Raw genomic sequence first — 23,879 nt, 5'->3', positions numbered from 1 at the left:
AAGCCCCGCCCCTACAACGTGCTGCTGTACTTAGGTTAAAGTAGGTGTTTCTGACTGAAGGGTTTTCCCAAAAAAGCTACCCGCTTACTTCAGGTTCCCGGGGCCGGCCTTTTGCGCAGCAGGTACTTGGTTTGGTTGAAGCTGTAGCCCACCGACAGCACCAGCCGGCCGGCACTGGCCGGGTGGTCGGTGGTGGCGGTGTACACGGGCAGCTGCACGCTGGTGTTCAGCGAGAAGTTTTTGTAGTACACATCAAGGCCCGGGCCGAGCAGGGCGTTGTTCATGGCGTGCTCGCCCGTGAGCTGGCCTTCGAGCATTTCGCCCTTGGTTTTCTCGTAAAAAAACTGCGCCGACGGGTACAGCTGCCAGTTTTCGCCCAGCGGCACCCGGTAGAACAGGCTGGCAAACGTAGCCGTGCTCGGGGCCAGGCTGTTGCGGAACCGGTTTTCGGTGGTGCGCCGGTAGCTGGTGTTCACGCTCAGGCCCGCCCCGCGGTAGCTGCCGATGTAGTTGGCGTACACGAAGCCGTCGGTGGTGCCGGTGCCCACCTGGTTGAGTAGCGGGTAGCGCCGGCCCTGCTCCGTTTGGCGGTCGAACTCGCCGGTGGGCAGCTTCAGGCCGCCGCCCACCACCAGCCGGCTCTGCACGCCGGCCGTTTCGATGGCCCTAATGAGATGGTAGCCGGCAAACACCGTCACGTCGCCCAGGCCGCTGGCGTTCAGCTGCCGGCCGTTGATTTGCGACGTATTCAGCACGTAGGGCACGAAAGCGTTCAGCTCCACGCGCTGCGAAAGGAAATATTTGCCCCGCAGCTCCACCACCCGAAAGGCCTCAAAATCGGTCGGGTCGGCGCGGTGGCTGTGGGCGTAGCCGTCGTCGGAGTTGAGCTTGGTGGGGAAGAAGATGCGGGCCCCATCGGGCCGGAAACCGGGCGACTGGCCCTGCGCCCGGTAGCCGTTGAAAATCCGGTAGCGGTGCATCAGCGAAACGCCACTCTGGTTGTCGTAGGGCGTGATGCCCATAAAGCAGCCGCAGATGTCGCAGGCGCGCGCGGCCGGCGTGGCCAGCCCCATCAGGAGGCCCGCCAGCAGGAGTCGGAAGTAGTACTTCATCGTTGATAGTCAGCAGTGAGTAGTTGGGATGGAGTAGGGAGATGACGTTTGACCATCCTTCGTGGCTCGTCAGAACATCATCTCCCTACTTCATACCAACTACTCCATAGCAATCAGCTAGTTAGCGTGTAAATGCTCAACTGAGAACATGCCGGCGGCGATGTTGTCGGCAATCTGCACCGAGGCGGGGCCGCCCATCGAGTTGTTCACCGTAGCAAAGCGGATGGTCGTGGGCCCGCTGAACATCTTCAGCGCATCTACCCGCAGATGGATTTCGGGCGTATGGTCGGGGCGCACCAGCAGCTTGCTGCCGCCCGGGAAGGGCAGCGTAACGGTGCGGATGGTGTTATTGGCACCGTTGGCCCCCTTGAAACCGGCAATGTGGAACACTAAACCACCCTTGGGTGCCTGGGGCGAGGTGCCTTCCAGCTTCACATTGATGAACTCCTTACTCCAGGCCCACCACATGCCCTGGTCGTCGCCGAGCGCGCCGGTAAAGCCGCCGGCCTTGGTACGGGCGCTGTCGACACCCACCACGAAGCGCAGGCCGGTATAGTCGCCGGCGGGCACGTCGGTGAGCTGCAGTTTGTAGCTGGATTTGTCGGCGTGGTCAACCAGAAAGTACGTATCGGGCAGCAACGTAGCGCTGCCATCGGCCTTGAGCAGCTCCAGATTCGAGAGGTAGTACTTAAAGGTGCTAATGGTGAACTGGTCGCCGGCTGGGGTGGTGTACGTGTCGGTATCGAGGCGGAGGCTGCGGTTGCCCACCGTATTTTCCAGCTCTATCGAAAACACACTTTTCTGCGGCTCGGCCGCGGGGTCGTTGTCTTTAGTGTTGCAGCTGCCCAGCAGCACAGTGCCCAGGGCCAGCGAGGCGGCCAGGGCCGCAAAACGCGAAAAAATCATTGTAAAACCAAGAAGGATGAAGGAGGTAAACCTGCCGGCTGGCTCGCGTATCGGAACGCAGGGCCGAGCCGCACCCTAGGGGGCGGCTTGCCGGTTGTTGCGGCTTCCGGGGCAGGAAGCCGGCGCAGAAGCAGGTTTATACCAGCGGCGGGCGGAATACCCCACGGGCGGGGGCATCGGCGTAGGGCAGGGCCGCGGGGGCGGCGTAGCGGACGGGGGCCGCGGGCCAGCGGCGCGGCGCGGCCAGCACCAGGCGGGCCGGAGCCGGCACCAGCTCAAACTTCAGCCGGACACTGCCTGCGGGCACCTTACTGCTGTCGTCTTCGGCCTGGCGCAGCTGCTTGGCCAGGTGGCATTTGCCGTTGCACTTAAGCTCCGGACGGGCCCGGTTTACGCAGTAGCGGGCCATAATGCGGGCCTGGTTCAGTTCGTAGTTCACTACCAGCAGCTCCTGCTCCAGGGTTTGGAGCAGCAGCAGGGAGCAAAGCAGATACGCGAGCAGGCGGTACACGGCTGAAAAGCATGGAGTAGCGGCAAATGTACACCCAGCGGGCCATAGTTGCCTTTGCAGCGCGCCGTATCTTTACCGTATGGCGGCATTGGTGGCGTTTATTCTTTTGCTGATAACCGGAGCCGCAGTGCCCGTGAACCGGCAGTTCCGGCCCACGCCGGGCGGCGTACTAGTGTTTGTCGTATCCAACGGTACGCACACCGACTTGGTACTGCCCGTATACGCCCCCCAAACCGGCCACAACTGGCTGGCCGAGCTCAACCAGCCGGCCCTCACGGCCCGGTTCGGGCACTACCCTTATGTGGGCTTTGGCTGGGGCAACGAGGGCTTTTTTCTGGGCTCGATGGGCGGGCGCACACCCGGACCGGGGGCCATGCTGCGCGCCCTGCTGCCCTCCAACACCCTAGTACACGCCAGCTTCTACCGCACTGCGCCCGACTCTGGCAGACGGGTGGTACCGCTGCGGGTATCGGCCGCACAATACGGGCGGCTGGTGGCGCATGTGCAGGCCGCGTTGGCCGCGCCCGACTCGGCGGGCCGCCGGCCCCTGCGCCAGTCTGCCGGTTACGGTAGTGCCGACTTTTTCTTCGGGGCCCGGGGCCGCTACCACGCGCTGCGCACCTGCAACGACTGGACCACCCGCAGCCTGCGCCGGGCCGGGCTGCGCGCCCCGTTGAAGTCGCCGCTGGCTGCGCCGGTACTATGGCACACTCGGCGAACAGGCCAAAAATCTCGCTGAATAAGATATGTTTATCGACTAAATTAAATTATCCTTCTAAAATCATATTTTGTCCTTGATGAAGCCGTAACTTGCACCAGCCAATTCTCGCTTACAAGCGGAAGTGTACCGTTTATAATGAGCACCAGAAGATGTTGGATGTACAGCGCGAAGAATTACCCCAGGCCTACTTGCTCATCCCGTCGTATGTGGCTGCCAGCACCACCGACAACGTAGTACTGGCCCGCGCCCTGCACCGTGCCAGCCGCGCCAACAAGCCCGCCGTGGTAATCGACCTGAGTTTGCTGGACATGCTTAGCAACGACGCCATCGACCTGCTACTGGCCTACTCCTTCGTGCTGCGGGCCCAGTCGCGCCAACTCATTCTGTGCCACACCCCCCAGGCCAGCCGCCACCGCTTCCAGTCCCTCGACCCCGACTCGCAGCCGCTACTAGTTGCCTCGGTACTCGATGCCATGCAGGAAATCGAATTCGGCTCCTCCCGCATAAGTTGATTTGGGGCCGGCACAGAAGAATCGGGGAAAGTCCGGCGGAAAGCACGAATTTTGCGGCTGTACCACCGCATTCCGACTTCCTCGCCCCCGATGAGCAGCGTTCAGAAACCCAGCATTCCGCAAGGCACCCGCGACTTTGGCCCGGCCGTAGTAGCCCGCCGCAACTATATTTTCGGCGTAATCCGCCGCGTGTTCGAGAAGTTCGGCTACGCCCCGCTCGAAACCCCAACGCTGGAAAACCTGAGCGTACTCACCGGCAAATATGGCGACGAGGGCGACCAGCTGCTGTTCAAGGTGCTCAACTCGGGAAACTTCCTCAAAAAGCAGAAGGGCGAGGTTATCAAAGAGCAGGTAACGCCCGACGACCTGCTGGCCGGCCCGCGGGCAGTGCTGCCAAAAATTGCCGAAAAAGGCCTGCGCTACGACCTGACGGTGCCCTTCGCCCGCTATGTAGTGATGAACCGGGGCACGCTGGTGTTCCCCTTCAAGCGCTACCAGATTCAGCCGGTGTGGCGCGCCGACCGGCCCCAGCGCGGCCGCTACCGCGAGTTTTACCAGTGCGACGCCGACGTGGTGGGCACCGATTCGCTGCTGTGCGAAGCCGAAATCGTGCTCATGATGAGCGAGGCCCTAACCACCCTGGGCCTCACCGACCACACCATCAAAATAAACCACCGTCGGGTACTGGGCGCATTCTACCAGGCGCTGGGCGGCGAGGGAACCGAAGTAGACCTGTTCACGGCCATTGATAAGCTCGACAAAATCGGGCGCGAGGGGGTGGAGAAAGAGTTGGCCGAACGCGGCTTCTCGGCCGAGGCCGTTAACAAGCTGTTCGAGCTGCTGAACGTGGAAGGCTCGTTCGACGAGAAGCTGGAGCGCCTGCTAGCCGCCTTCGCAACGGCCGGCGTAGCACCCGATAGCCCCGGCACCGACAGCTACAAAGGCCTGCAGGACTTACGCCAGGTGCTCGACTACCTGCGTGGCTTCGGTTTCGAGAAGTGGGACAACCTGGAGTTCGACGTAACACTGGCCCGGGGCCTGAGCTACTACACGGGCTGCATCTTTGAAATCAAGATCAACAACGTAAACATGGGCAGCGTAAGCGGCGGCGGCCGCTACGACAACCTCACGGGCGCATTCGGGCTGCCGGGTGTGTCGGGCGTGGGCTTCTCGTTCGGCGTCGACCGCCTCTACGATTGCCTAGAGGAGCTAAACCTATTCCCGGAGACTGTGAATAGCACCTCGCGCTGCCTGCTGGCCAACTTCGATGTTGAAAGCGAAATAGCGGTGCTGCCCGTACTGGCCCGCCTGCGGGCCGCGGGTATTGCTGCCGAGCTGTACCCCGAGTCGGGCAAGCTGGGCCGGCAGTTCAAGTACGCCGATGGCAAAGGTATTCCGTACGTGCTGCTGCAAGGCCCCGAGGAGCGCGCCGCCAACCTGTTCAAGCTGAAAACCCTGGCCACCGGCACCGAGCAGACGCTGACGCTGGAACAGGTCCTAACGGAACTGGAAGCGGTTAAGGGTTAAGTTTCGGAGGTCGGTGTAGGCGCGGGGCTTGTCCCCGCCCGCCGCTCGCGTCGTTTCAACGGTAATCGTTCAACGGGGGAAAAGCCCCGCCCCTACACCGACCTCCTGTTGGTAAGCGACTACCGAAAACTATAGCTGCACGTTGAGGGCCTGCCGGACTTCGGGCCAGCTTAGCTCGCCGGCCACGTAGCGGCTGTAGAGCTGCTTGGCGTAGGGGGTAGCCTTGGTGCGCAGGCTGGGAATAGCATCCTGCAGGCGCATCAGCACGGTGCGTCGCTGGGAGGGCGTCTGAGCGCCGGGACCAAACTTCGGGTTGTATTCCATAGCGTAATGAAATAAAAGTCAGGGCGATACTTCAAATATCAGAAAAATACTTTCTTGAAGCAAGCGCAAAAAATACGGATTCCAACCGGGCGCCACTCCGTATTTACCCCGCCAAGCAGGCCTATATCCAAGTAGCTGGCAGCGCAAACGACGGCTCTGAATGGGTCGCGCAGGTACATTCAGTACTTTTAGCATTCCCGCCCTCCTTCCCTACCCTATGGCCGCCGACTACGAGCTTACCCCTTCCGCTTCCCTCGATCTATCGACCCTCGGCGAGCTACTGCATAGCCGGGCCCGGGTGGTGCTCAGTGCCGAAGCCCGCCAGCGCCTCGAAGCCGGCCACCGCTACCTGCACCAGCGCCTGGAGCGCGACCCCGATACGGCCGTGTATGGCATCAATACCGGTTTCGGGGCGCTGTGCGGGCAGGCCATTCCGGCCGCGCAGCGCCAGCAGCTGCAAACCAACCTGCTGATGTCGCACGCCTGCGGCACGGGGCCCGAGGTGCCGGCCGAGCTGGTGCGGCTCATGCTGCTGCTGAAAGCCCAGAGCCTGTGCTACGGCCACAGCGGCGTGCAGGTGGCCACCGTGCAGCGCCTGCTCGATTTTTACAACCGCGGCATGCTGCCGGTGGTGTACGAGCAGGGCAGCCTGGGCGCCAGCGGCGACCTGGCCCCACTGGCCCACCTCTGTTTGCCGCTGCTGGCTTTGGGCGAAGTCAACTACGAAGGCTACCGGCTGGCCGCCGCCGATGCGCTGAGCCTGTTCAGCTGGGAACCGATTGTGCTGGGAGCCAAAGAAGGATTGGCCCTGCTCAACGGCACCCAGTTCATGCTGGCCTACGCCGTATACGGGCTGCTGCGGGCCCGCCGGCTGGCTGCCGCCGCCGACGTTATCGGGGCCCTGTCGCTGGAGGGGTTTAATGGGTTGCGCGAGCCGTTTGATGAGCGCCTGCATCGCCTGCGCCCCCACCCCGGCCAGCTGCTGGTGGCCGAACGGCTGCGGGGCCTGCTGACCGGCAGCGAGCTGCAGCAGCAACCCAAAACCGCCGTGCAGGACCCTTACTCGCTGCGCTGCATGCCCCAGGTACACGGCGCCTCCCGCGATGCGCTGGCGTACGTGGAGCGCACCACCGAGATAGAGTGCAACGCCGTCACCGACAACCCCACCATTTTTCCCGAGGATGACGCCATTCTGAGCGGCGGCAACTTCCACGGCCAGCCGCTGGCGTTGGGGCTCGATATGCTGGCCATTGCCGTGGCCGAACTGGGCAGCATTTCGCAGCAGCGCACGGCTCAGCTCATCAGCGGACAGCGGGGGCTGCCGCCGTTTCTGGTGGCCGAGCCGGGCCTCAACTCGGGCCTGATGATTCCGCAGTATGCCGCCGCCGGCCTCGTCAGCCAGAACAAGCAGCTGTGCACACCCGCCTCGGTGGATAGCCTGGTGAGCAGTAACGGCCAGGAAGACCACGTGAGCATGGGCGCCAACGCCGCCACCAAGGCCCTGCGTGTGGTTGTCAACGTGGAGCAGTTGCTGGGCATCGAACTGCTGAATGCGGCCCAAGCCCTGGAGTTCCGCCAGCCGGCCCGCAGCTCAGCGCCGCTGGAGGCGCTGGTAGCGGCTTTCCGCGAAAAAGTGCCCTTCGTAGCCCACGACCGGGTCCTGCATCCCGACCTGGCCGCCGCCGCCGATTTCGTGCGTAGCTACGTCTGGGAGTAGGCAACGGCGTTGGCACTTGCGCCGATATTTCGCGTTCTTAGTGCATGGATTACGGCCCGTTCGGCATTAGGCTTATCATGATGAAAACTGCTCTTCTGTTTTGGTTTTTGCTGCTGGCCCACCTGCTCGGCAGTACGCCGTTGCGTGCCCAAGCGCCGTGCGTGTCCCAGCCCGATTCTGGGGCCAATTTTGATGCCTACGATGCAAAAACCGGTTTGCTGCTGCCGAAGTTACTATGTGTGGGCAGGCCGATACGACTGCGTAACCGAAGCAAGAATCAGGTTGATTTAGACAAGATTTATTATCTCGCTGGGCCGTCTACTATCTGCCGAGGCTTCGGCAACGATACGTCAACAACATTCACTTTTAATGAGCCTGGGCCAATAGTTATTACACAAAATACAAATCCTACTAACTCGGCTGACGTCTTTATTTTTTCCAAAACCTACGAGGTCCTAGCTTCGCCTCAGCCCGCATTCGAACTCAGCATCTGCTCGCCCGGGCTGGTGCAGGTAACAGTTACCGATAAAAGCTACGCCACCTATTTTGTGCAGGTAGGTTCGGCCGCGCCAGTGCCTGCTGCGTCCGGCGAAACGGTCAGCTATCCGATAAGCGGCGGCCCCTATACAGTTACTGTAACCGGCCGCTACGGTCAGGCTAATCTGTGCGAGGGCACCAGCACCAAACCCTTTACGCCCCTGCCCGCCCCTATAGCGCCGGTACTACGCCGCCTTACGCGGCCCGCCGAGGGCACCGTGCAGCTGGAGTTTGAGGCCCTTCAACCCGAGTACCGCTACCAGCTGCAGGTAGCTACTACACAAGGCGACTACCGCAACCTAATGGCCGTAACGGCCGCCAGCCCGCTTACGCTGCCCGCCGCGCCGCTGCCGGGTTGCTACCGGCTGCTGTTGCAGGACCAGTGCCAGCCCCCGGTTTTCAGCCTGCCTTCCAATAGCATCTGCTCGGTGCAGCTAACTGGCGCGGCCACCAACGGCCGCAATCAGCTCAGCTGGACCAGCGCCGGCAACGGCACCTACACGCTCACCCGCACCGAGGGCAGCACCAGCGTGGTACTGCCGCTGCTGGCCGGCGCGACCAGCTACGACGATGCGGACGTGAGCTGCGGCACCACCTACCGTTACCAGGTCAGCCTGAACAGCGGGCCGGCCACCTCAGTTTCCAACGAGGTCGGCCTGACGGCTCTTTCGACTACACCACCGGCCCGGCCGCAGCTGTGGGCCGGCTTCAACCTACGAAACCAAGTAGAGCTGCGGGCTGAGGTACCGGGCGTAGCCGCCGGTGGCCAGCTCAGCTACCAGCGCAACGGCGCGCCGCTGGCCGCCACGCCCGCCCGCCGCCTGCTCGATTCGCTGATTGCGCCCGACCCGGCCGTACCACTATGCTACACAGTTGATTTTCAGGATGCGTGCGGCAACCGCGCCCCGGCTGGCGCCGGCGTATGCGTGGTGCAGCTGAAGGCCGAAGCCGCCAGCTCTAACGCCCCCGAAATTCGCCTGACCTGGTCGGCCCTGACAGCCACGGGGCCGGATATGGCCGCGCCGGTAAGCTACCGGGTACTGGGGCTGGCCGCCGACAACACCGTGGTTTCCAGCGTTGCAGTAGGCAACAACCTGACCTACCTCGATCTGCAACCTGACCCCAACCGGCAAACCGTACGCTACCGCATCGAGGCCAGCGGGGCGGGGCTGCCCGAGCCTTCCTACTCGAATGTGGCCGAAGTGGCGCGCCCAGTGAAACTGGTGCTGCCCACGGCTTTTACGCCCAACGGCGACGGCCTCAACGACGTGCTGGAGCTCAAAGGCCGGTTCCTTGACAACTTCCGCTTCACCATCATCGACCGCAACGGCCGGACTGTGTTCCAGACCTCCGACCGCACCCGCAGCTGGGACGGCCGCATAAAAGGAGCCGCACCGGTGCCCGGGGCCTACGCCTGGCAGTTTGAGGCGCTCGACCAGCAGGGTCAGCGGGTTAAGCAATACGGTACCGTCACGATTCTGCGCTGATGCGTGTTTCTAGTCTGTTTACGGCCTACCAACGTATCTTTGAGAAGATATTTTTCACCTCTTGAAACGACGCGACTATGTTTGATATGGCCGGAATGATGGGCAAAATGAAGGACCTGCAGGAAAAGATGAAGCAGGCCCAGGACCAGCTGCAGTACCTGACGGTCACGGCCGAATCGGGTGGTGGGCTGGTGAAGGCCACGGCCAACGGCCAGCGCCGCCTGCTCAAGCTCGAAATCGACGACAGCCTGCTCCAGCCCCAGGACCGCGACATGCTGGCCGACCTAGTAGTGGCCGCCGTGAACAAGGTAATGGATGAGGCCGCCGCTAAGGCCCAGGAGGAGCTAAAAAAGACTACTTCCGGCCTCATTCCTAACATCCCCGGCATGGACTTGAGCGGCTTTGGGATGTAGGTTTTTTTTCGCTATCAGCGGTTAGCTGATAGCAGTTGGCTTTTTGAAAAACAGCGTTCTGCAAATATTACCTGACCCGCTTGCTGATTCAGCATCATCTGCTGAAAGCGCTGCCACCGCTACCTCCGACACGGCGTGCGCCGATGTGGCAGTGGTCATCCTCAACTGGAACGGCTGCGACTTTCTGCGCCAGTTCCTGCCCGCTGTGCTGGCCCACTCGGCCGAGGCTGCCGTGTTCGTGGCCGACAACGCCTCAACCGATGATTCGGTGGCGTTACTCAGGGCTGAATTCCCGACTGTGCAGGTGCTGGAAAACGGCGGCAACCTGGGGTTCTGCGAGGGCTACAACCGTGCCTTGGCCCGGCTTGGGTCCGGTTTCAGGTACTACGTGCTGCTGAACTCCGATGTAGAGGTCACGCCCGGCTGGCTCGCACCCCAGCGCGAGCTGTTGGAAGCCAACCCGCGCATTGCCGCCTGCCAGCCCAAAATCAGGCAGTACAGCCCCGACCCAGCCACGCGCCAACTGTTCGAGTACGCCGGGGCGGGCGGGGGCTACCTCGACTCGCTGGGCTACCCCTTCTGCCGCGGCCGCCTTTTCGACACGCTCGAAACCGACACCGGCCAGTATGACGATGCCCGGCCGGTGGCCTGGGCGACAGGGGCCTGCCTGCTGGTGCGGGCCGAAGCTTGGCATGCGCTGGGGGGGCTGGAAGCCACCTTTTTTGCCCACATGGAAGAAATCGACTTCTGCTGGCGGCTGCAAAACGCGGGCTGGCAGGTGTGGTACCAGGGTGGCAGCATGGTATTCCATGTAGGCGGCGGCACGCTGCACAAGTCCAACCCGCGCAAAACCTACCTCAACTTCCGCAACGGCTTGGCGCTGGTGTACCTCAACACTCACCCGGCCGAGCTACCCGCCGTACTCATCGGCCGCGTGGCCCTCGACTGGGTAGCGGCCCTGCGCCTGCTGCTGCAGGGCCAGACAGCCGACTTCCGGGCCGTGCTGCGGGCGCACGGGCATTTTGTGGGCCGCCTGGGCTACTGGAACATTCGGCGGCGGCAGTTTCCGCCCCGCCTGCGCCTGCATGAGCGCGTCGGCACCTACGCCGGCAGCCTAGTATGGGCCTATTTCGCGCAGAGCAAGCGGTTTTTCCGGCAGTTGGGAATCAGAAGTGAGAAGTGAGAAGTGAGAAGTGAGAAGTGAGAAGTGAGAAGTGAGAAGTGAGAAGTGAGAAGTGAGAAGTGAGAAGTGAGAAGTGAGAAGTGGTACTGAGTGCCGGCGGCCTAAGGTTGGGTAAGGGGCATAAAAAAAGTCTGTTTGCCATGGCAAACAGACCCTGAGAGTATCACTTCTCACCTCTAAAATCTCCTAGCTTCTCAGTTTACAAATCCCAGACGGTGCTGCGCTGCTGGCGCATGGCGTGGCGCACGTTACGCCAAAAGGCCAGCGCGAAATAGAGGACGATGGGCGAGCCAAACGTGAAGAACGAGGCGTACACGAACGAGAGCCGCACGCTGCTGCTGGAAAAGCCTACCCGGTCGCCAATGGCCTTGCAAACGCCAAAGCTCTGCTTTTCGATGAAGTCAGTTATTCGATGCATAAGGGTAATTTTAGCGGCGTAGTTAAGTATTGGCAGGAGTAATATACGATGATTTCGCCCCGGTGTCAAGCACTTACGCAAGAAGCCCGCGGCAAGATACGTCTATCGGCTACCTTTCGTCGTTTGAGTTTAAAATTTTCCTGATTCCCCGGAGTCATTGCCTATGCCCCATCTTCCGCGCCTTCTGTCTGGCGCCAGCAGCCTGCTGCTGGCTGCTGGCCTGCTGCCCGCCTGCTCGCCCCTGCCCAAAGTGCTGAAAGCTGCCCAAACCGGCCAGTCGATTACCGTAGCGCCCGCCGTGCTGGAAAGCAACGGCCAGCAGGTGCGCTTTGAGGTAACGGCCAAAGTGCCGGCCGCCCACCTGCGCAAGGGTGCGGCCTACAACGTGGCCCTGAGCTACCAATACCAGAACGGCCTGCGCGAGGACACCGTGGGCCGCCTCACCTTCCTGTCGGGCGAGTACGTGTACGACGAGCAGCAGAAAAACATGCTCGTTATCCGGCGCGAGTTCACGTTTCCTTACGCCCCCCAAAAAAGCCCCGGCCAACTGCTGGCCCGCCCCGATGCCCGCCTGACCAAGCCCAACGGTGCACGCCTGAAAGGCCCGGAAATAGTGCTGGCCCGGGGCATCCTCACCACCAGCCAGCTGGTAGTGCGCCAGGACTCGTTGCTGGCGCTGCTGCCCGAAACCGTGAGCAACGACCGTAGCGGAACGCGGGTACTACCGTTTTACTTTGATGCCGGCAAGGCCGAAATTCGCAATTTCCTGGGCACCAACGTAGCGGCCCTCGAAGACTTCATTGAAGCCAACCAGCGCACTGAAAAGGTGATGATTGTGGCCGGCCACTCGCCCGACTCGCTCGACCGCCACGACCCGCGCCTACCCGACCGGCGCGTGCAGGCCCTTACCAATTACTACAAGAAGCGTGTTAATGAAGCTTCCTACCTCAATAAGGTGAGCAACATTGACTTCGAAACCGAAGCCTACCGCCGCCGTTGGGACCTGTTTCTGAGCAAGGTGCAGCAGTCGGCCCTCAAGCCGGCTCAGATTGATTCGGTGGTGCTGCTCATCAACGACTCGCCCGGCACTTTCGCCGAGAAGGAAAAACGCCTGCATTCGCTCAGCTTCTTCGATTACCTGGAGCAGTACATCTACCCGGTGCTGCGCTTCGGCACGGTGTCGGTGCGCTACACGGCCCCCAAACGCTACGATTCGGAGGTGTATCTGCTCTCCAAGAAGATAGTGGAGAAGCAGACCGAAGCCGATGCCCTCACGCCCGAGGAGCTGCGCTACTCAGCCTCGCTTACGCCGCTGCTGGCCGAAAAGCAGCGCATTTTTGAAACCGCCGTAGCCAACACCGGCGCCTGGCAGGCCTACTACAACCTGGGCGCGGTGCTGCTGATGCGCTCCGAAAAGGAAACCAACCCCAAGGTTGTGCGCGCCTATCAGCGCCGGGCAGCCGTCAACTTCACGCTGGCCGCCCACCGCAACCCCACGGCCGAGCTGTTCTACCGCGTAGCCACCGCCTACCACCGCGCCAACGACCTGACCGAAGCCCGCCAGAGCTACGATTACGCCATCAAGCTGGGCGGCGCGCCGGCCATGCTCAGCAAGGCCTTCGCCGATAAAGCCGCCCTCGAAATCGAGATGGGCAAGCCCGACGAGGCCCTGCGCAGCCTGAGCTACAGCACTTCACGCAGCTACCAGAACCTCATGAACCGGGCCCTCATCTACGTGCTGAAAGGCAATTACCCCGGCGCGGCAGCCATTTACGAAGAGGCCCTGGCCCTGCGCCCCCAAGACCCGCTGGTGTACTACAGCCTGGCCATAACGGCCGCCCGCCAGCACAACGAGGCCGCCACGGCCCTGCACCTGCGCCGCGCCGTGGGCCTCGACCGCAGCTACGCCAACCGCGCCGTCGAGGACCTGGAGTTCCGCGAGTTTACCAAGGGCAAGCAGTTTCTGGAGGCGCTGCGGTAGGATGACAGCCGGGCTCACGTATTCACCGTTTGCCCTTCCCATTTACCCGTTGTAGCTTTACGGGCCGGTTTAGCGCCGGCTTTTTTCTTTTCCTGATTTTTCGATTTTTCTACCTGCTATGCGGACCATCCAATTCCGGGAAGCCCTGCGTGAAGCCATGACCGAGGAAATGCGCCGCGACGAGCGCGTGTTTCTAATGGGCGAAGAAGTAGCCGAGTACAACGGCGCCTACAAAGTAAGCCAGGGCATGCTCGACGAATTCGGGGCCGAGCGCGTGATAGATACTCCCATTGCCGAGCTGGGCTTTGCCGGTATCGGCGTGGGCGCGGCCATCAACGGCCTGCTGCCCATCATCGAGTTTATGACCTTCAACTTCTCGTTGGTCGCTATTGATCAGGTGATTAACTCGGCCGCTAAAATCTATTCGATGTCGGGCGGGCAGTACTCCTGCCCCATCGTGTTCCGCGGGCCAACCGGCAACGCCGGCATGCTTTCGAGCCAGCACTCGCAGAACTTTGAGAACTGGTACGCCAACTGCCCCGGCCTGAAAGTGGTGGTTCCTTCGACGCCCTATGATGCCAAAGGCCTGCTCAAAAGCGCCATCCGCGACCCCGATCCGGTGATTTTCATGGAGTCGGAGCTGATGTACGGCGACAAAGGCGAGGTGCCCGAGGAGGAATACCTCATCCCGATTGGCAAAGCCAATGTAGTGCGCGAAGGCACCGACGTGACCATCGTCAGCTTCGGCAAGATGATGAAAATAGCCCTCGAAGCGGCCGACCAGCTGGCCCAGGACGGCATCAAGGCCGAAGTAATCGACCTGCGTTCGGTGCGCCCCATCGACTACGACACGCTGGTAGAATCAGTAAAGAAAACCAACCGCATGGTGGTGGTAGAAGAAGCCTGGCCGCTGGCCAGCATTAGCTCGGAGCTGGCCTACATGGTGCAGAACCGCGCCTTCGACTACCTCGACGCCCCCATCCGCCGCATCACCTGCATGGATGTGCCCCTGCCCTACGCCCCCACGCTCATCGAGGCTTCGCTGCCCAATGTGGAGCGCACCGTAAAAGCCGTGAAGGACGTGTTATATGTGAAGCGTTAATCGAATAACAGCTTTTCCGCTGTGCGGCAGGCCAGCGGCTTTGCCAGAAACCAAAAGGCCCGCCCGACGCGGGCCTTTTTGCGTAGTGCCTATTGGTAAAGGCCCACGACCACACGGACGGGGTTTTGCGTATCTTTTCTCGCGGCGCTCAGCCTCACGCGCTATTCTCCTAACCTTCTTCTGTATGAACCACCGCCTGCACCTTCGCCTCGAACACCTGGAGCGCGCCACCAACCGCCTGCTGGACACCGTGGAGGCAATGGGCGAGCGGGCTACCGTGGCGCCGGGGCCCGAGCAGTGGTCGGCCGTGCAGGTGGTGCAGCACCTGCTGGTAGCCGAAACCGGCGTTGGGCAATACATCGAAAAGAAGCTCCGAGAGGCGGATACGCTCCGGCCAACGGGCCTGGCGGGCTTCCTGAAGTCGCGGCTGTTGCGGCTGGCGCTGCGGCTGCCCGGGCTGCGCTTTAAAGTACCGCGCTACCTGGCCGAGCTTACGCCCGCCGAGGTGCCCGCGCTGCCCGAACTGCGCAGCCAGTGGGAGGCCACGCGCCGCCACCTGGAGCGCCTGCTCAACGAATATCCAGGCAAGCTGCTGAGCCGGGCCATCTTCAAGCACCCGCGCTCGGGCATGCTCACCATCCACCAAACCCTCGATTTTATGCTCGACCATGTGCTACACCACCAAAAGCAGGTGGAGCGCATTGCAGCGTCTGTTCAGAAGGCAGGAGCTGGGAGCTAGGAATTAAAGCCGCCTGTCATCCTGAGCAGCGCGAAGGACCTTATTCCATTAAAACGAGCCGTTGTTAGAGCTGTTCAGATGGGGTGAGGTCCTTTGCTGCGCTCAGCATGACAAGCGGCATCTTAGCTCCTAGCCCCTACAATTCCCGGTATGACTCGTGGCGGGGCAGTTCGGCCATGAGGGCGGCAATTTCGGGTGGCGGAGTGGTGAGCTTGCGCGTGCGCAAATCAAGCCAGGCACCTTCGACGCTGACAGTAGCGGCGGGGCGGCCATCGGGCTTATAGAGCGTATGCACGATGTTCCAGCGGGAGCCGTCGGCATTCAGGCCCGACAGTTCGCCGCCCACGCGCAACGCCTCGTTGATGTGCAGTTCCTTCAGAAAGCGGGTGTCCTCGCGGAACAGGATGGGCCCGAGGCCGGCTTTAGCAAAATAGGGTAGCGTGAAGCCGCTGGCGGCCAGAAACTCGATGCGGTGCTGGGCGGCGTAATCGTTGTACGCCGAGTGGCGCATGTGGCCGTTGGGGTCCATATCGGCCCAGCGCACGGTGTAGGTTTTCTCGAACATGGGTTATTGACCTGTTATCTGACAGCTTTAATTATGGGGTGGTTTGGGGCTTGAGAACGTACGCTAACCAGCTAATAGCTGTCAGCTAGAAGCTTAGGCTAAGGCGCACCAGGTACTGCTGGTGCTCGTCTTCCTCTAAAAACTCGACCTCGTAGCCGGCAGCGGTGGCGCAATCCTGGAGCAGGCTGGGGTCGGCGAAAATCCAGCCGAACTCCGCCCCCTGCTCCGTGCCATACTGCATCGAATATGTTACCTCGCCGTAATACGAACCGTTGAGGTCGAACACCAGCGCCCCTTCTTCGTCCTCATACATGTAGCTGATGTCGGAGGAAGTAGCCAGAATCTGGCCGCCGGGGTTGAGCAGGCTTTTGGCGTGGTGCAGAAACTTCTCCAGCCCTTCCAGTGTGCCCGTCAGGCCCAGGCCGTTCATGAGCATGAGCAGCGTGTCGAACTTTTCGCCCTGGGCCAGGGCCGGGTCGAACAAGTCGTGGCAGGCTACTTCGCGCACCCCGCGCTGCTCCATAACGGCCACCGCGCCGGGCGAGATATCCACCGATTTCACCTCAAAACCGCGTGCCTGCAGCTCTAGGGCGTGGCAGCCGGCCCCGGCACCCAGGTCGAGCACGCGGCCTTGGCACTGCTCGAGGGCCGTGCGCTCCAGCTCGGGCATTTCCCAGAGGGAGCGAAAAAAGTAGGCAGCCGGCAGCACTTCTTCGTCGGCAACGGAGCTGTGCACGGCTAGCGTGGCGCTAAGCTGGCCCTGCTGGTAGGCCTGCAGCGCGTGGCCCAGGGGGTCGGGGGCCGTAGTTTCGGGAGTTGACATGGGGCAAAGATACGTGGCGTAGAAAGTTGGCGCGGGAAAGCAAAACGAGCCGGGGCCGGTTGTGTCAGCAGACCTGCCCCTATACCTGCCCGGCCTGCGGCCGTATACCTACTCCACTTCTGCCCTCGCTGCCTTGACTTCTCACGGTAAAACCCACCTGCCCACCAAACTTTGCCTCACCTGCGGCCGACCTTTTGCCTACCGCAAAAAGTGGCGCAACTGCTGGGACGAGGTGAAGTACTGCGGCGAAAAATGCCAGCGCAACCGCCCCAAGCCAATACCGGCCGGCCTTGCTCAGGCGTAGCCAACGTATCCTTGCGGCGGCGTTCTGCGTTCAGACAGGCTCTCCTCCCCATTTGTAACTCCTCTGCCACATGGCCAGCAACCTCGACTACCTCGCTCCCGAACTTAAGCCCCTCGAAGAAAAACTGCAGGCCTATCTGGCCGCCGAAAAGGCCCTGACACAGGCCGAAATTGCCGCTACCAACCTTAGCCAAAATCCCTTACCGGCCCCAAACGCAGCGCTGGGCCAGCGCCCGGCCCCCGGCAGCTTTCCGGAGCCCACTGATGAGACGACCAATGAGTTGCAGAACCTGCGCGACGATTTAGCCGCCCAGCGCCAGGAAATCATCGACCTGTTGCCCGTGCGCGACGAGTGGGTGAAGGTAAACCTGGGCTACGGACCGAGCCGCGTCGGGGCATTCGGCGTGCCGGCTCCTGGTACCGGCTACGAACTGCGAGTAGTTATTTAGCACGGCAACGGGTCGGGCAGGCTCTACGCCTTGCCAAATGCCACAACGCCGGCAACCCGGCGGCCTCGGCCGTAGCGGTTGTCGGCGTTGTGGCGTTTGGGCCGAATCGGGCGTTATGTAGCTCTGGCAGATGTATCTCGGAAAGACCAGGACTTGGGGAAATAAAAAATCCCTCACTAATAGCAAGGGACTTTTCCACAACCAAAACACCTAATAAACTATTCTTTCAAATCTGTTCTGTCAACTATCAGGCCAAAGCCCTCCTGACGACGACAGATTCTGTTGAAACAGCTGTTAGGGTCTTCTGGCAAGAAGAGGCAATAAGCACGCCGAAAGGTTGCAGGGGCAACGCTTATTTTTTCTTACAACTGGGTATCTCTCGTTTTGAGGAAGTCAAATCAGTCTCAAACGGATTGTTTCATGCAGCATTTCAGCTACTTACTGCTTCGTAATGCGGCTAACGATGCGCGAGTCGTTCAATTCCATCAGCAGCAGGTAAACCCCTGCGGCACCCGGCACCTTCACGTCGGTGCGGTTGGTGCCCGGGCGTACCGATACGGCCTGCGTGAGTACAGTACGGCCCAACAGGTCGGTTACCCGCAGCGTGCCGGTGCCGCTGCTACGCGCCTCGAAACGGAAGCTGAGCTCGTCGCGGAAGGGGTTGGGCGTGGCGGCAAAGCCTTCGGCGACCAGCGCAGATGGCTGAGCGGATAGCAGCACACTCAGCCGGCGGAAGTCGCGCAGTACCTGGCCCCGGATTTCGCCGCCGGGGTTGGCGGCCGTGTGCAGGTTCACATAAATACTATCGCGCCGGAACTGTAGCGCCCGACGAGCGGTGAAGGGGTTGGCAGCGTTGGACGCTTCGTTGGTGGCATTCCAGTAGGCATCGGCCCCGCTGGTGGGCGTGGTGGCATTGAAGAATGGCATCAGATTGAATACCACCGGACCCGATTCGGTAATAAGGCCGCTGTGCAGGTGGCCCATGGTAGCCGGGCCCGAGAGTCCGCCCCAAGTCATGTTCAGATGCACGTTCGACTGGTCGCGGTCCATCGACACGAAGCCAGCCCCGTAGCCGCCGGTAGCCACCGGATTGGGCCGCTCCTGCTTGCCGCTGAGCACAAACGTGTAGCCCTCGCGCGCCAGCCGGTATATCTGCCCCCTTATTTCGCCGTTAGGATTGGCCGCCGTATTAAGCACCATATTCACCTCACCACGCAGAAAAAGATTAATAGCTGCAACATCGAGTCCGGTAAACGTAATGGCAAAGGCCGCCGGCACAGTGGGAGGAAGCGTTACGCGGGCCAAACGAGCAGCAACCGAATTAGGCTGGCCGGCATTGGCTGCGTACAGGTCGAATGAGGTGGGCGCGCCGCTCAGGCCGGTGTGCGTGGCGAATATCGTCAGGGAGTCGAGCGTAGAATTCAGCCGGATAAACGACACACCTTTGGCCGCAGAGGTAGTAACGGGCACCATCTGCGCGGCATCGAGGCGGGCATCGTGGCTCAGGAAACGGGCTTCGCGGATGAGCTGGGCGCGGATTTCGCCACCGGGGTTGGCGGCCGTATGCACGTTGATGTAAATCTGGCCGGCGTTCAGGGCCGTGAGGAAGGCAGCCGTGGGCGTGATTTCGCCCTCAATTACATTGCCCGTAAGGAAGGGCATCAAATCGACGATGACCGGGCCGGTAGCGCCGATAGCGCCGGTGTGGAAGTGCGTAACGGTAACCGGACCGCTCAGGCCCGAAAACACCACCCGAAACTTCAGCTTGTTTTGCTGCTGAGCCAGATTAAAGCTACCCAGGCCAATGGCATTGGTCGTAACAGCCGGCACCTCTTCGTCGCCGCTCAACACGCCTACAAACTGCTCATCCTTCTCCAGCTTTATCTGCCCCCGGATTTCGCCGCCGGGGTTGGCCGCCGTATGAATGTTGATGTAGTATGCGCCGCGCAGGTAGCGGTCAAGTTTGGCCGGAGCAATATCGGGGCCGGTCAGAAAGCCGTTCAGCTGGTTGCCCCTGATCATTGAGAACAGGTTGGAAACCACCGGCCCGGCCGTACCCTCGAAGCCATTATGCACGTGGGCCATCGTAATGGGGCCGCTGAGGCCGGTGAACGAGCCGCTGATAAAGAGCGTGTCTTTGCCGGCGTTGAGCGTGAAACTGGCCGTACCGCGGGCCGTGGTGGCTACGGCGGGCACTTCCTGGGCTCCGCTGAGCTGCGCCCCGAATAGCAGATGGGCGCGGAGGTGGTCGGCTTGCGCGGCGAAGGGCCGGAGCAGCAGGCTCAGCAACAGGCTGAGCGTGGCGTAAGTAAAGGTTCGCAGCATGATGAATAGGATGAAGTAAAAAAAGAATTGTCAATAGGGAACTCTTTACTGGAGCGAAGGTTCTGGCCGGCGCAACAGCCGGTTGCTGCAAAGCGGGGTATTCCGGTTGGTTGGCACCGCACTGCAATGGCTAAAGTCGTATTTTGCGTGCTGACAGCGGTTTTTGCGGTTTCCGCAAGGCCAAAATTTTACTACTTTTCACGCTGCTGCTACCCTATGGAAGCTCCCAACCCCGAATTCATGCGCGAAGCCATTCGCCTTTCTATCGATAAAATGCAGGCCGGCTACGGCGGGCCTTTTGGCGCCGTGGTGGTGCGCAACGGCGAAATTATTGCCCGCGGCTTCAACCAGGTAACCAGCACCCACGACCCCACCTGCCACGCCGAAGTAGATGCCATCCGCAAGGCCTGCACCGTGCTGGGCACCTTCCAGCTCACCGACTGCGACCTGTACACCAGCTGCGAGCCCTGCCCCATGTGCCTGGGCGCCATCTATTGGGCCCGCCCGCGCCGCGTGTTCTATGGCAACACCAAGGAAGATGCCGCCGCCATTGGCTTCGACGACCAGTTCATTTACGAAGAGCTGGAAAAACCCCTCGGCCAGCGCCACCTGCCCATGCAGCCAATGTTGCGCGATGAAGCCCTGGCCGGTTTCCGCGCCTGGGAGCAGCACGAAGCCCGCACCGACTATTAGTGTCTGAGCCATTGGCTGAGAGCTACTTGCTGTTAGCTTCCGTTCAACGAAAAAGCTAACGGCTCTCAGCTAACAGCTATAAGCTTCACTTATGCGTTTTCTCTCCCTGCTGCTGCGCATTTTGGCCGTCCTCGTGCTGGGGCTGCTGCTGCTGGCGGGGGCGGGGCTGTGGGCGCTGCACTCCGAGTGGGGGCACCAGCGGGTAACGAAGCTGGTGCGCCAGCGCTTGGCTGCCCACTCCGACTTGGTGCTGGCGCCCCTGAAGCTGGACTATTCGCTATTGCGCGATTTTCCTTACCTGACGGCCTCGCTGCACCATTTGTCGCTCACCGATACATCGGCGCGGCGGGCGGTGCAGGTGCTGCGGGTGGGCCGGGCCGATATGCGCTTGGCGCTCCGCCCGCTCTGGTATGGCCGCTTTGAGGTGCAGCGCCTGACACTGCACAACGCCGAGTTCCGGCAGCTCACCGACTCGGCCGGCCACGACTGGGGCCTGCGGGGCCGTGGGCCGCACCGCACCCGCCCCCAGCTGCCCCCCGATTTCGACCTCGACTCGCTGATTATCGTGAACCTGCGGGTTTCCGACCGCAACGAGCTGCATCATAGCGGTTTTGGGGCGTGGGTAACGCACGGGCGGCTGGCGGTGCGCACCCGCGGCGGCGTGGCCCGGGTAAGGGGCCGGCTGGAAGGCCGGCTCAACTATCTGCGCAGCAGCCGCAGCCTAATTTTTTCGCAGGAGGCCGTGGTGGCCCAGGTACGCTACGGCTATGATTTCAGTCGGCGCGAAGGCACGTTTCGGCGCACCCGGGCTACGCTCAGCGGCGACACCGTGCACATCAGCGGTACGCACCGCGGGGCCGGGCCGGGCGAACCCCGTGGGGCCCGCCTCAACCTGCATTTTCGGGGCTACCAGCCGCTACTAAAAGTGCTGCGGGTGGCGCTGCCCAACAACCTGGAGCGCTACCTCGAAGGGACCACCAGCCCCAGCCGCGCCCGTATAGCCTACACCATCCGGGGCCTGACCGGGCCTACCGTGCGGCCGCGCACGGTGCTGCGCTTCGAGCTGCGCGACGCCCAGGTGCAGTGGCCCGACCCTGCCCGCCGCATTCGGCGCTGGGATGCCCGCGGCGTGTTCGATAACGGCCCGAACCACAACTCGCGCTCCACCTACCTCACCTTCGAGCAGTGCCGCATCTACTCGACGGCCGGCCAGCTTGATGCCCGGCTGACCGTGCGCGACTTTACCCGGCCCCGGGTGCAGGGCCGGGTGCAGGGGCGCACCGAGCTGCAAACCCTGGCGGCCGTAGTAGTGCCCGACTTATGGCGGGCCCGTAGCGGCGAGGCGGCCCTCGATTTGGAACTCGATGGCTGGCTGCCCAGCTTCCGGCCCCGGCGGCCCGGGCCGGGCCGGCGGCCGCTGCCTTTACCGGTGGCAGTAAAAGGCACTGTGAGTCTGGAAAACGCTTTTTTTGATATTCCGAACCGGCAGGCCCGAATGCGCGCGCTCCATGTACAGGTTCGGCTAAACGACAGCCTCTGGCAACTGGAAAACCTGACCGGCCAGCTCAACGGCATGCAGCTGCAGGCCAACGCTACAACCACCAACCTGCTGGCCTACGTAAGCGGCCAGCACCCCACTACCCGCATCAGCGGCTCGCTGAGCGTGGATGAGCTGCGCCTGCCCGAGCTGCGGCGACTGCTGGCTCCGCCGCGCCACCCCACCCGCAGGCCGGCTTCCACCACCACCGACGCCGACACCGGTCCGGCCCAGGCAGCCGATATGCTGACCATGTTGCCGGCCGGCCTGCACCTGGAAGGCGTGCAGCTGCGCAGTGCCCGGCTGGTGCTGGCCGACGATACCCTGCGCGAGTTGGCTGCCACCGTGCATCATGATGGCAATCGGGTAGCCCTGCGCAACCTGCAGGTGCAAGTATGGGATGGGAAGTTGAGCGGGCAGGCAAGCTGGTCTACCAGCCAGCCGGGCTCCGAGCCGGTACAGGTGCGCCTGAAAGTAGCGGTACCCCACCTGAGCTACGCGCGGCTGCTGGCCCGAATCTCGCGCCCACCCCGCCGCCCGCCGGGGCAGAGCAGCACCGACCCTACGCTGCGCGAGATGCTGCTGGCTACCAGCGGCCGCATCGATGTGGCTATCGGCCAACTACAGCTGACGGATGCCAGCAGCCTCCACCAGCTGCGCTTTCATGTCGACAAAACCGGGCCCGGTTTTCAGATTCCTGACCTTACATTTCGTACCAATACCGGCGGGCAGGGCAGCATCCGGGCGCAGGCAACGCTGGCGGGCATCCGGCTGGACCGGGCGCGCGCCATAGTGGAGTTGCACTACGATACGCTGAACGTCCAGCGCTTCCTGAAGCTGCTGGCCGACCTAGGCACTGTACCACCACCCGATGACAGCTATGCAAGGCAGTCGGGCCGCGAGACGCGGGCCGGCCGGGCTGCCCACCGGGCCGGCTTGCCAGGGCGCCGGGCGGCGCGTGGTCTGCGGCCCGGCCGACCCACGTCGCCGTTTATGGATGGCACCATCACCGGGCAGGTACACGTAACGGCCAACCGCATGCACTACGGCGTACTGCGGGGCACCAATTTCGACCTGCTTACTACGCTCGAAGCCGGCCGGGCCCGCCTGGAAAGCTGCTCGGTGCAGGCGTTTGGGGGCGAGCTGACCCTGCGCGGCGTTATGCGCACCGACTCCGGCACCCACCACCACCCGTTGCGGGCGCACATGCAGCTGCGCAACGTAGAGCTGCCCCAGCTGTTTGCGCTGGCCATTCCGCTGGGCCTCGATGTGCTGGGCCCCGGCAACGTGCGGGGCCGTATGCAGGCCGATGCGACTATCCGCACCGACCTCGACCAGACTTTTCTGCCCCGCCTGGCTACTACCCGCGCGCTGGTGCAGGCCGATTTGGTAGACCTGGAGCTGCTGGAAGTAGATGCGCTGATGCAGGCGTTGCGGATGCTGAGCCCACGCCGCACCAGCCACCTGTTCTTCGAGCCGGTGCAGGCCGATTTTCTGCTCGACAAAGGCCAGCTACTGATTCCGGGCCTCAACCTGAGCAGCAACCTGACCGATATGCAGGTAACCGGCGAGTATGGCCTCGATGGACGCGCCAATTTGTTTGTAGGCCTTAGCCCGCTGCAAACCCTGTTCGGCAACAACCGCAAGCGCATTGAGCGCATCAGAAGCGGCGAGGCGACGGAGCGCCGCAGCCGGGGTCTCATCTACTTGCACCTGCACCGGCAGCCCGGCAGCCGTTACAAAGTGAAGCTGTTTAAAAAGCAGCAGCAACGCCAGCAACAGGCCGAAGTGCAGGAAAAGTACCAGCGCCTGCTGCGCTTTTTCGCAGACTAAGTGATGAGGTGATAGGGGTAAAAGAACGGTCATTCTGAGCGAAGCCGGAGGCGAAGTCGAAGAATCTCTACCGCCAAACTGACTCCCAGCGACAGGGCTACTTTGGCGGCAGAGATTCTTTGGCTGCGCTCAGAATGACCGTTATTTCCCCCTCCCCCCTG

At 62.1% G+C, this 23,879-nt stretch carries 22 protein-coding genes; 14 read left to right on the top strand and 8 right to left on the bottom strand.

Features of this window, described 5'->3' with window-relative positions; translation table 11 throughout:
- Positions 1-89 precede the first annotated feature (89 nt).
- From J7E24_RS12100 to J7E24_RS12090, 3 genes are all read right to left on the bottom strand, one after another.
- On the bottom strand, positions 90-1,112 hold the full coding sequence (locus J7E24_RS12100; protein ID WP_215138409.1) for a hypothetical protein: 1,023 nt from the start codon (positions 1,110-1,112) through the stop codon (positions 90-92).
- Positions 1,113-1,229: 117 nt separating this feature from the next.
- The gene (locus J7E24_RS12095; RefSeq protein ID WP_215138408.1) at positions 1,230-2,018 is read right to left on the bottom strand and encodes an MbnP family protein; all 789 of its coding nucleotides are present in this window, start codon (positions 2,016-2,018) and stop codon (positions 1,230-1,232) included.
- A gap of 136 nt (positions 2,019-2,154) precedes the next feature.
- Entirely contained in the window at positions 2,155-2,529 is a 375-nt protein-coding gene (locus J7E24_RS12090) for a hypothetical protein (protein WP_215138407.1), read from the bottom strand.
- Positions 2,530-2,620: 91 nt separating this feature from the next.
- On the opposite strand from J7E24_RS12090, the gene J7E24_RS12085 reads away from it, so the two are divergent.
- The 3 genes from J7E24_RS12085 to hisS all read left to right on the top strand — a co-directional run bounded on the left by J7E24_RS12085 (position 2,621) and on the right by hisS (position 5,289).
- Positions 2,621-3,268: a DUF2459 domain-containing protein gene (locus J7E24_RS12085; protein ID WP_215138406.1), complete on the top strand. Its 648-nt coding sequence runs from the start codon at positions 2,621-2,623 to the stop codon at positions 3,266-3,268.
- A 131-nt stretch (positions 3,269-3,399) separates the two neighbouring features.
- Positions 3,400-3,762: a hypothetical protein gene (locus J7E24_RS12080; protein WP_215138405.1), complete on the top strand. Its 363-nt coding sequence runs from the start codon at positions 3,400-3,402 to the stop codon at positions 3,760-3,762.
- 90 nt (positions 3,763-3,852) lie between these two features.
- The gene (gene hisS / locus J7E24_RS12075) at positions 3,853-5,289 is read left to right on the top strand and encodes a histidine--tRNA ligase (RefSeq protein ID WP_215138404.1); all 1,437 of its coding nucleotides are present in this window, start codon (positions 3,853-3,855) and stop codon (positions 5,287-5,289) included.
- Positions 5,290-5,418: 129 nt separating this feature from the next.
- Here hisS and J7E24_RS12070 read toward each other — a convergent pair whose 3' ends face one another.
- A complete protein-coding gene (locus J7E24_RS12070; protein ID WP_215138403.1) occupies positions 5,419-5,613 on the bottom strand; it encodes a hypothetical protein in 195 nt (64 codons plus the stop codon).
- A 217-nt stretch (positions 5,614-5,830) separates the two neighbouring features.
- Here J7E24_RS12070 and hutH point away from each other — a divergent pair, with 217 nt between their 5' ends.
- The 4 genes from hutH (at position 5,831) to J7E24_RS12050 (ending at position 10,950) form a co-directional block, all read left to right on the top strand.
- Positions 5,831-7,330 (top strand): histidine ammonia-lyase, encoded by a 1,500-nt coding sequence (hutH, locus tag J7E24_RS12065; protein WP_215138402.1) that lies wholly within the window; start codon positions 5,831-5,833, stop codon positions 7,328-7,330.
- A gap of 506 nt (positions 7,331-7,836) precedes the next feature.
- Positions 7,837-9,354, top strand: a complete 1,518-nt coding sequence (locus J7E24_RS17900; RefSeq protein ID WP_215138401.1) for a gliding motility-associated C-terminal domain-containing protein — start codon at positions 7,837-7,839, stop codon at positions 9,352-9,354.
- A gap of 77 nt (positions 9,355-9,431) precedes the next feature.
- Positions 9,432-9,767, top strand: coding sequence for a YbaB/EbfC family nucleoid-associated protein (locus J7E24_RS12055; protein ID WP_215138400.1), 336 nt, complete (start codon positions 9,432-9,434; stop codon positions 9,765-9,767).
- 43 nt (positions 9,768-9,810) lie between these two features.
- A complete protein-coding gene (locus J7E24_RS12050; RefSeq protein ID WP_262898874.1) occupies positions 9,811-10,950 on the top strand; it encodes a glycosyltransferase family 2 protein in 1,140 nt (379 codons plus the stop codon).
- Positions 10,951-11,149: 199 nt separating this feature from the next.
- Here J7E24_RS12050 and J7E24_RS12045 read toward each other — a convergent pair whose 3' ends face one another.
- Entirely contained in the window at positions 11,150-11,368 is a 219-nt protein-coding gene (locus J7E24_RS12045; protein WP_176900624.1) for a PspC domain-containing protein, read from the bottom strand.
- 163 nt (positions 11,369-11,531) lie between these two features.
- On the opposite strand from J7E24_RS12045, the gene J7E24_RS12040 reads away from it, so the two are divergent.
- From J7E24_RS12040 to J7E24_RS12030, 3 genes are all read left to right on the top strand, one after another.
- Positions 11,532-13,349, top strand: a complete 1,818-nt coding sequence (locus J7E24_RS12040; RefSeq protein WP_215138399.1) for a tetratricopeptide repeat protein — start codon at positions 11,532-11,534, stop codon at positions 13,347-13,349.
- Between the two features lie 118 nt (positions 13,350-13,467).
- Positions 13,468-14,451, top strand: a complete 984-nt coding sequence (locus J7E24_RS12035) for a pyruvate dehydrogenase complex E1 component subunit beta (protein ID WP_215138398.1) — start codon at positions 13,468-13,470, stop codon at positions 14,449-14,451.
- A 184-nt stretch (positions 14,452-14,635) separates the two neighbouring features.
- A complete protein-coding gene (locus tag J7E24_RS12030) occupies positions 14,636-15,190 on the top strand; it encodes a DinB family protein (protein WP_215138397.1) in 555 nt (184 codons plus the stop codon).
- A 136-nt stretch (positions 15,191-15,326) separates the two neighbouring features.
- On the opposite strand, the gene J7E24_RS12025 is transcribed toward J7E24_RS12030, so the two are convergent.
- Together J7E24_RS12025 and J7E24_RS12020 are read right to left on the bottom strand one after the other, a co-directional pair.
- On the bottom strand, positions 15,327-15,755 hold the full coding sequence (locus tag J7E24_RS12025) for an acyl-CoA thioesterase (protein ID WP_215138396.1): 429 nt from the start codon (positions 15,753-15,755) through the stop codon (positions 15,327-15,329).
- An 85-nt stretch (positions 15,756-15,840) separates the two neighbouring features.
- Positions 15,841-16,578 carry a class I SAM-dependent methyltransferase gene (locus J7E24_RS12020; protein WP_215138395.1) on the bottom strand — a complete coding sequence of 246 codons (738 nt, stop codon included), beginning with the start codon at positions 16,576-16,578 and terminating at the stop codon, positions 15,841-15,843.
- A 133-nt stretch (positions 16,579-16,711) separates the two neighbouring features.
- Between J7E24_RS12020 and J7E24_RS12015 the strand changes: the two genes are divergently transcribed.
- Both J7E24_RS12015 and J7E24_RS12010 read left to right on the top strand, forming a co-directional pair.
- The gene (locus tag J7E24_RS12015) at positions 16,712-16,882 is read left to right on the top strand and encodes a DUF2256 domain-containing protein (RefSeq protein ID WP_215138394.1); all 171 of its coding nucleotides are present in this window, start codon (positions 16,712-16,714) and stop codon (positions 16,880-16,882) included.
- A 70-nt stretch (positions 16,883-16,952) separates the two neighbouring features.
- Positions 16,953-17,330 carry a hypothetical protein gene (locus J7E24_RS12010; protein WP_215138393.1) on the top strand — a complete coding sequence of 126 codons (378 nt, stop codon included), beginning with the start codon at positions 16,953-16,955 and terminating at the stop codon, positions 17,328-17,330.
- Positions 17,331-17,768: 438 nt separating this feature from the next.
- On the opposite strand, the gene J7E24_RS12005 is transcribed toward J7E24_RS12010, so the two are convergent.
- The gene (locus J7E24_RS12005; RefSeq protein ID WP_215138392.1) at positions 17,769-19,655 is read right to left on the bottom strand and encodes a CHRD domain-containing protein; all 1,887 of its coding nucleotides are present in this window, start codon (positions 19,653-19,655) and stop codon (positions 17,769-17,771) included.
- Positions 19,656-19,871: 216 nt separating this feature from the next.
- Between J7E24_RS12005 and J7E24_RS12000 the strand changes: the two genes are divergently transcribed.
- The gene (locus J7E24_RS12000; protein ID WP_215138391.1) at positions 19,872-20,348 is read left to right on the top strand and encodes a nucleoside deaminase; all 477 of its coding nucleotides are present in this window, start codon (positions 19,872-19,874) and stop codon (positions 20,346-20,348) included.
- 91 nt (positions 20,349-20,439) lie between these two features.
- Positions 20,440-23,718, top strand: coding sequence for an AsmA-like C-terminal region-containing protein (locus J7E24_RS11995; RefSeq protein ID WP_215138390.1), 3,279 nt, complete (start codon positions 20,440-20,442; stop codon positions 23,716-23,718).
- Positions 23,719-23,879 lie beyond the last annotated feature (161 nt).

It is taken from the genome of Hymenobacter sp. ISL-91 (genome assembly GCF_018613725.1).
GTDB lineage: Bacteria > Bacteroidota > Bacteroidia > Cytophagales > Hymenobacteraceae > Hymenobacter.
This window is presented reverse-complemented; position numbering and strand designations above follow the sequence as displayed.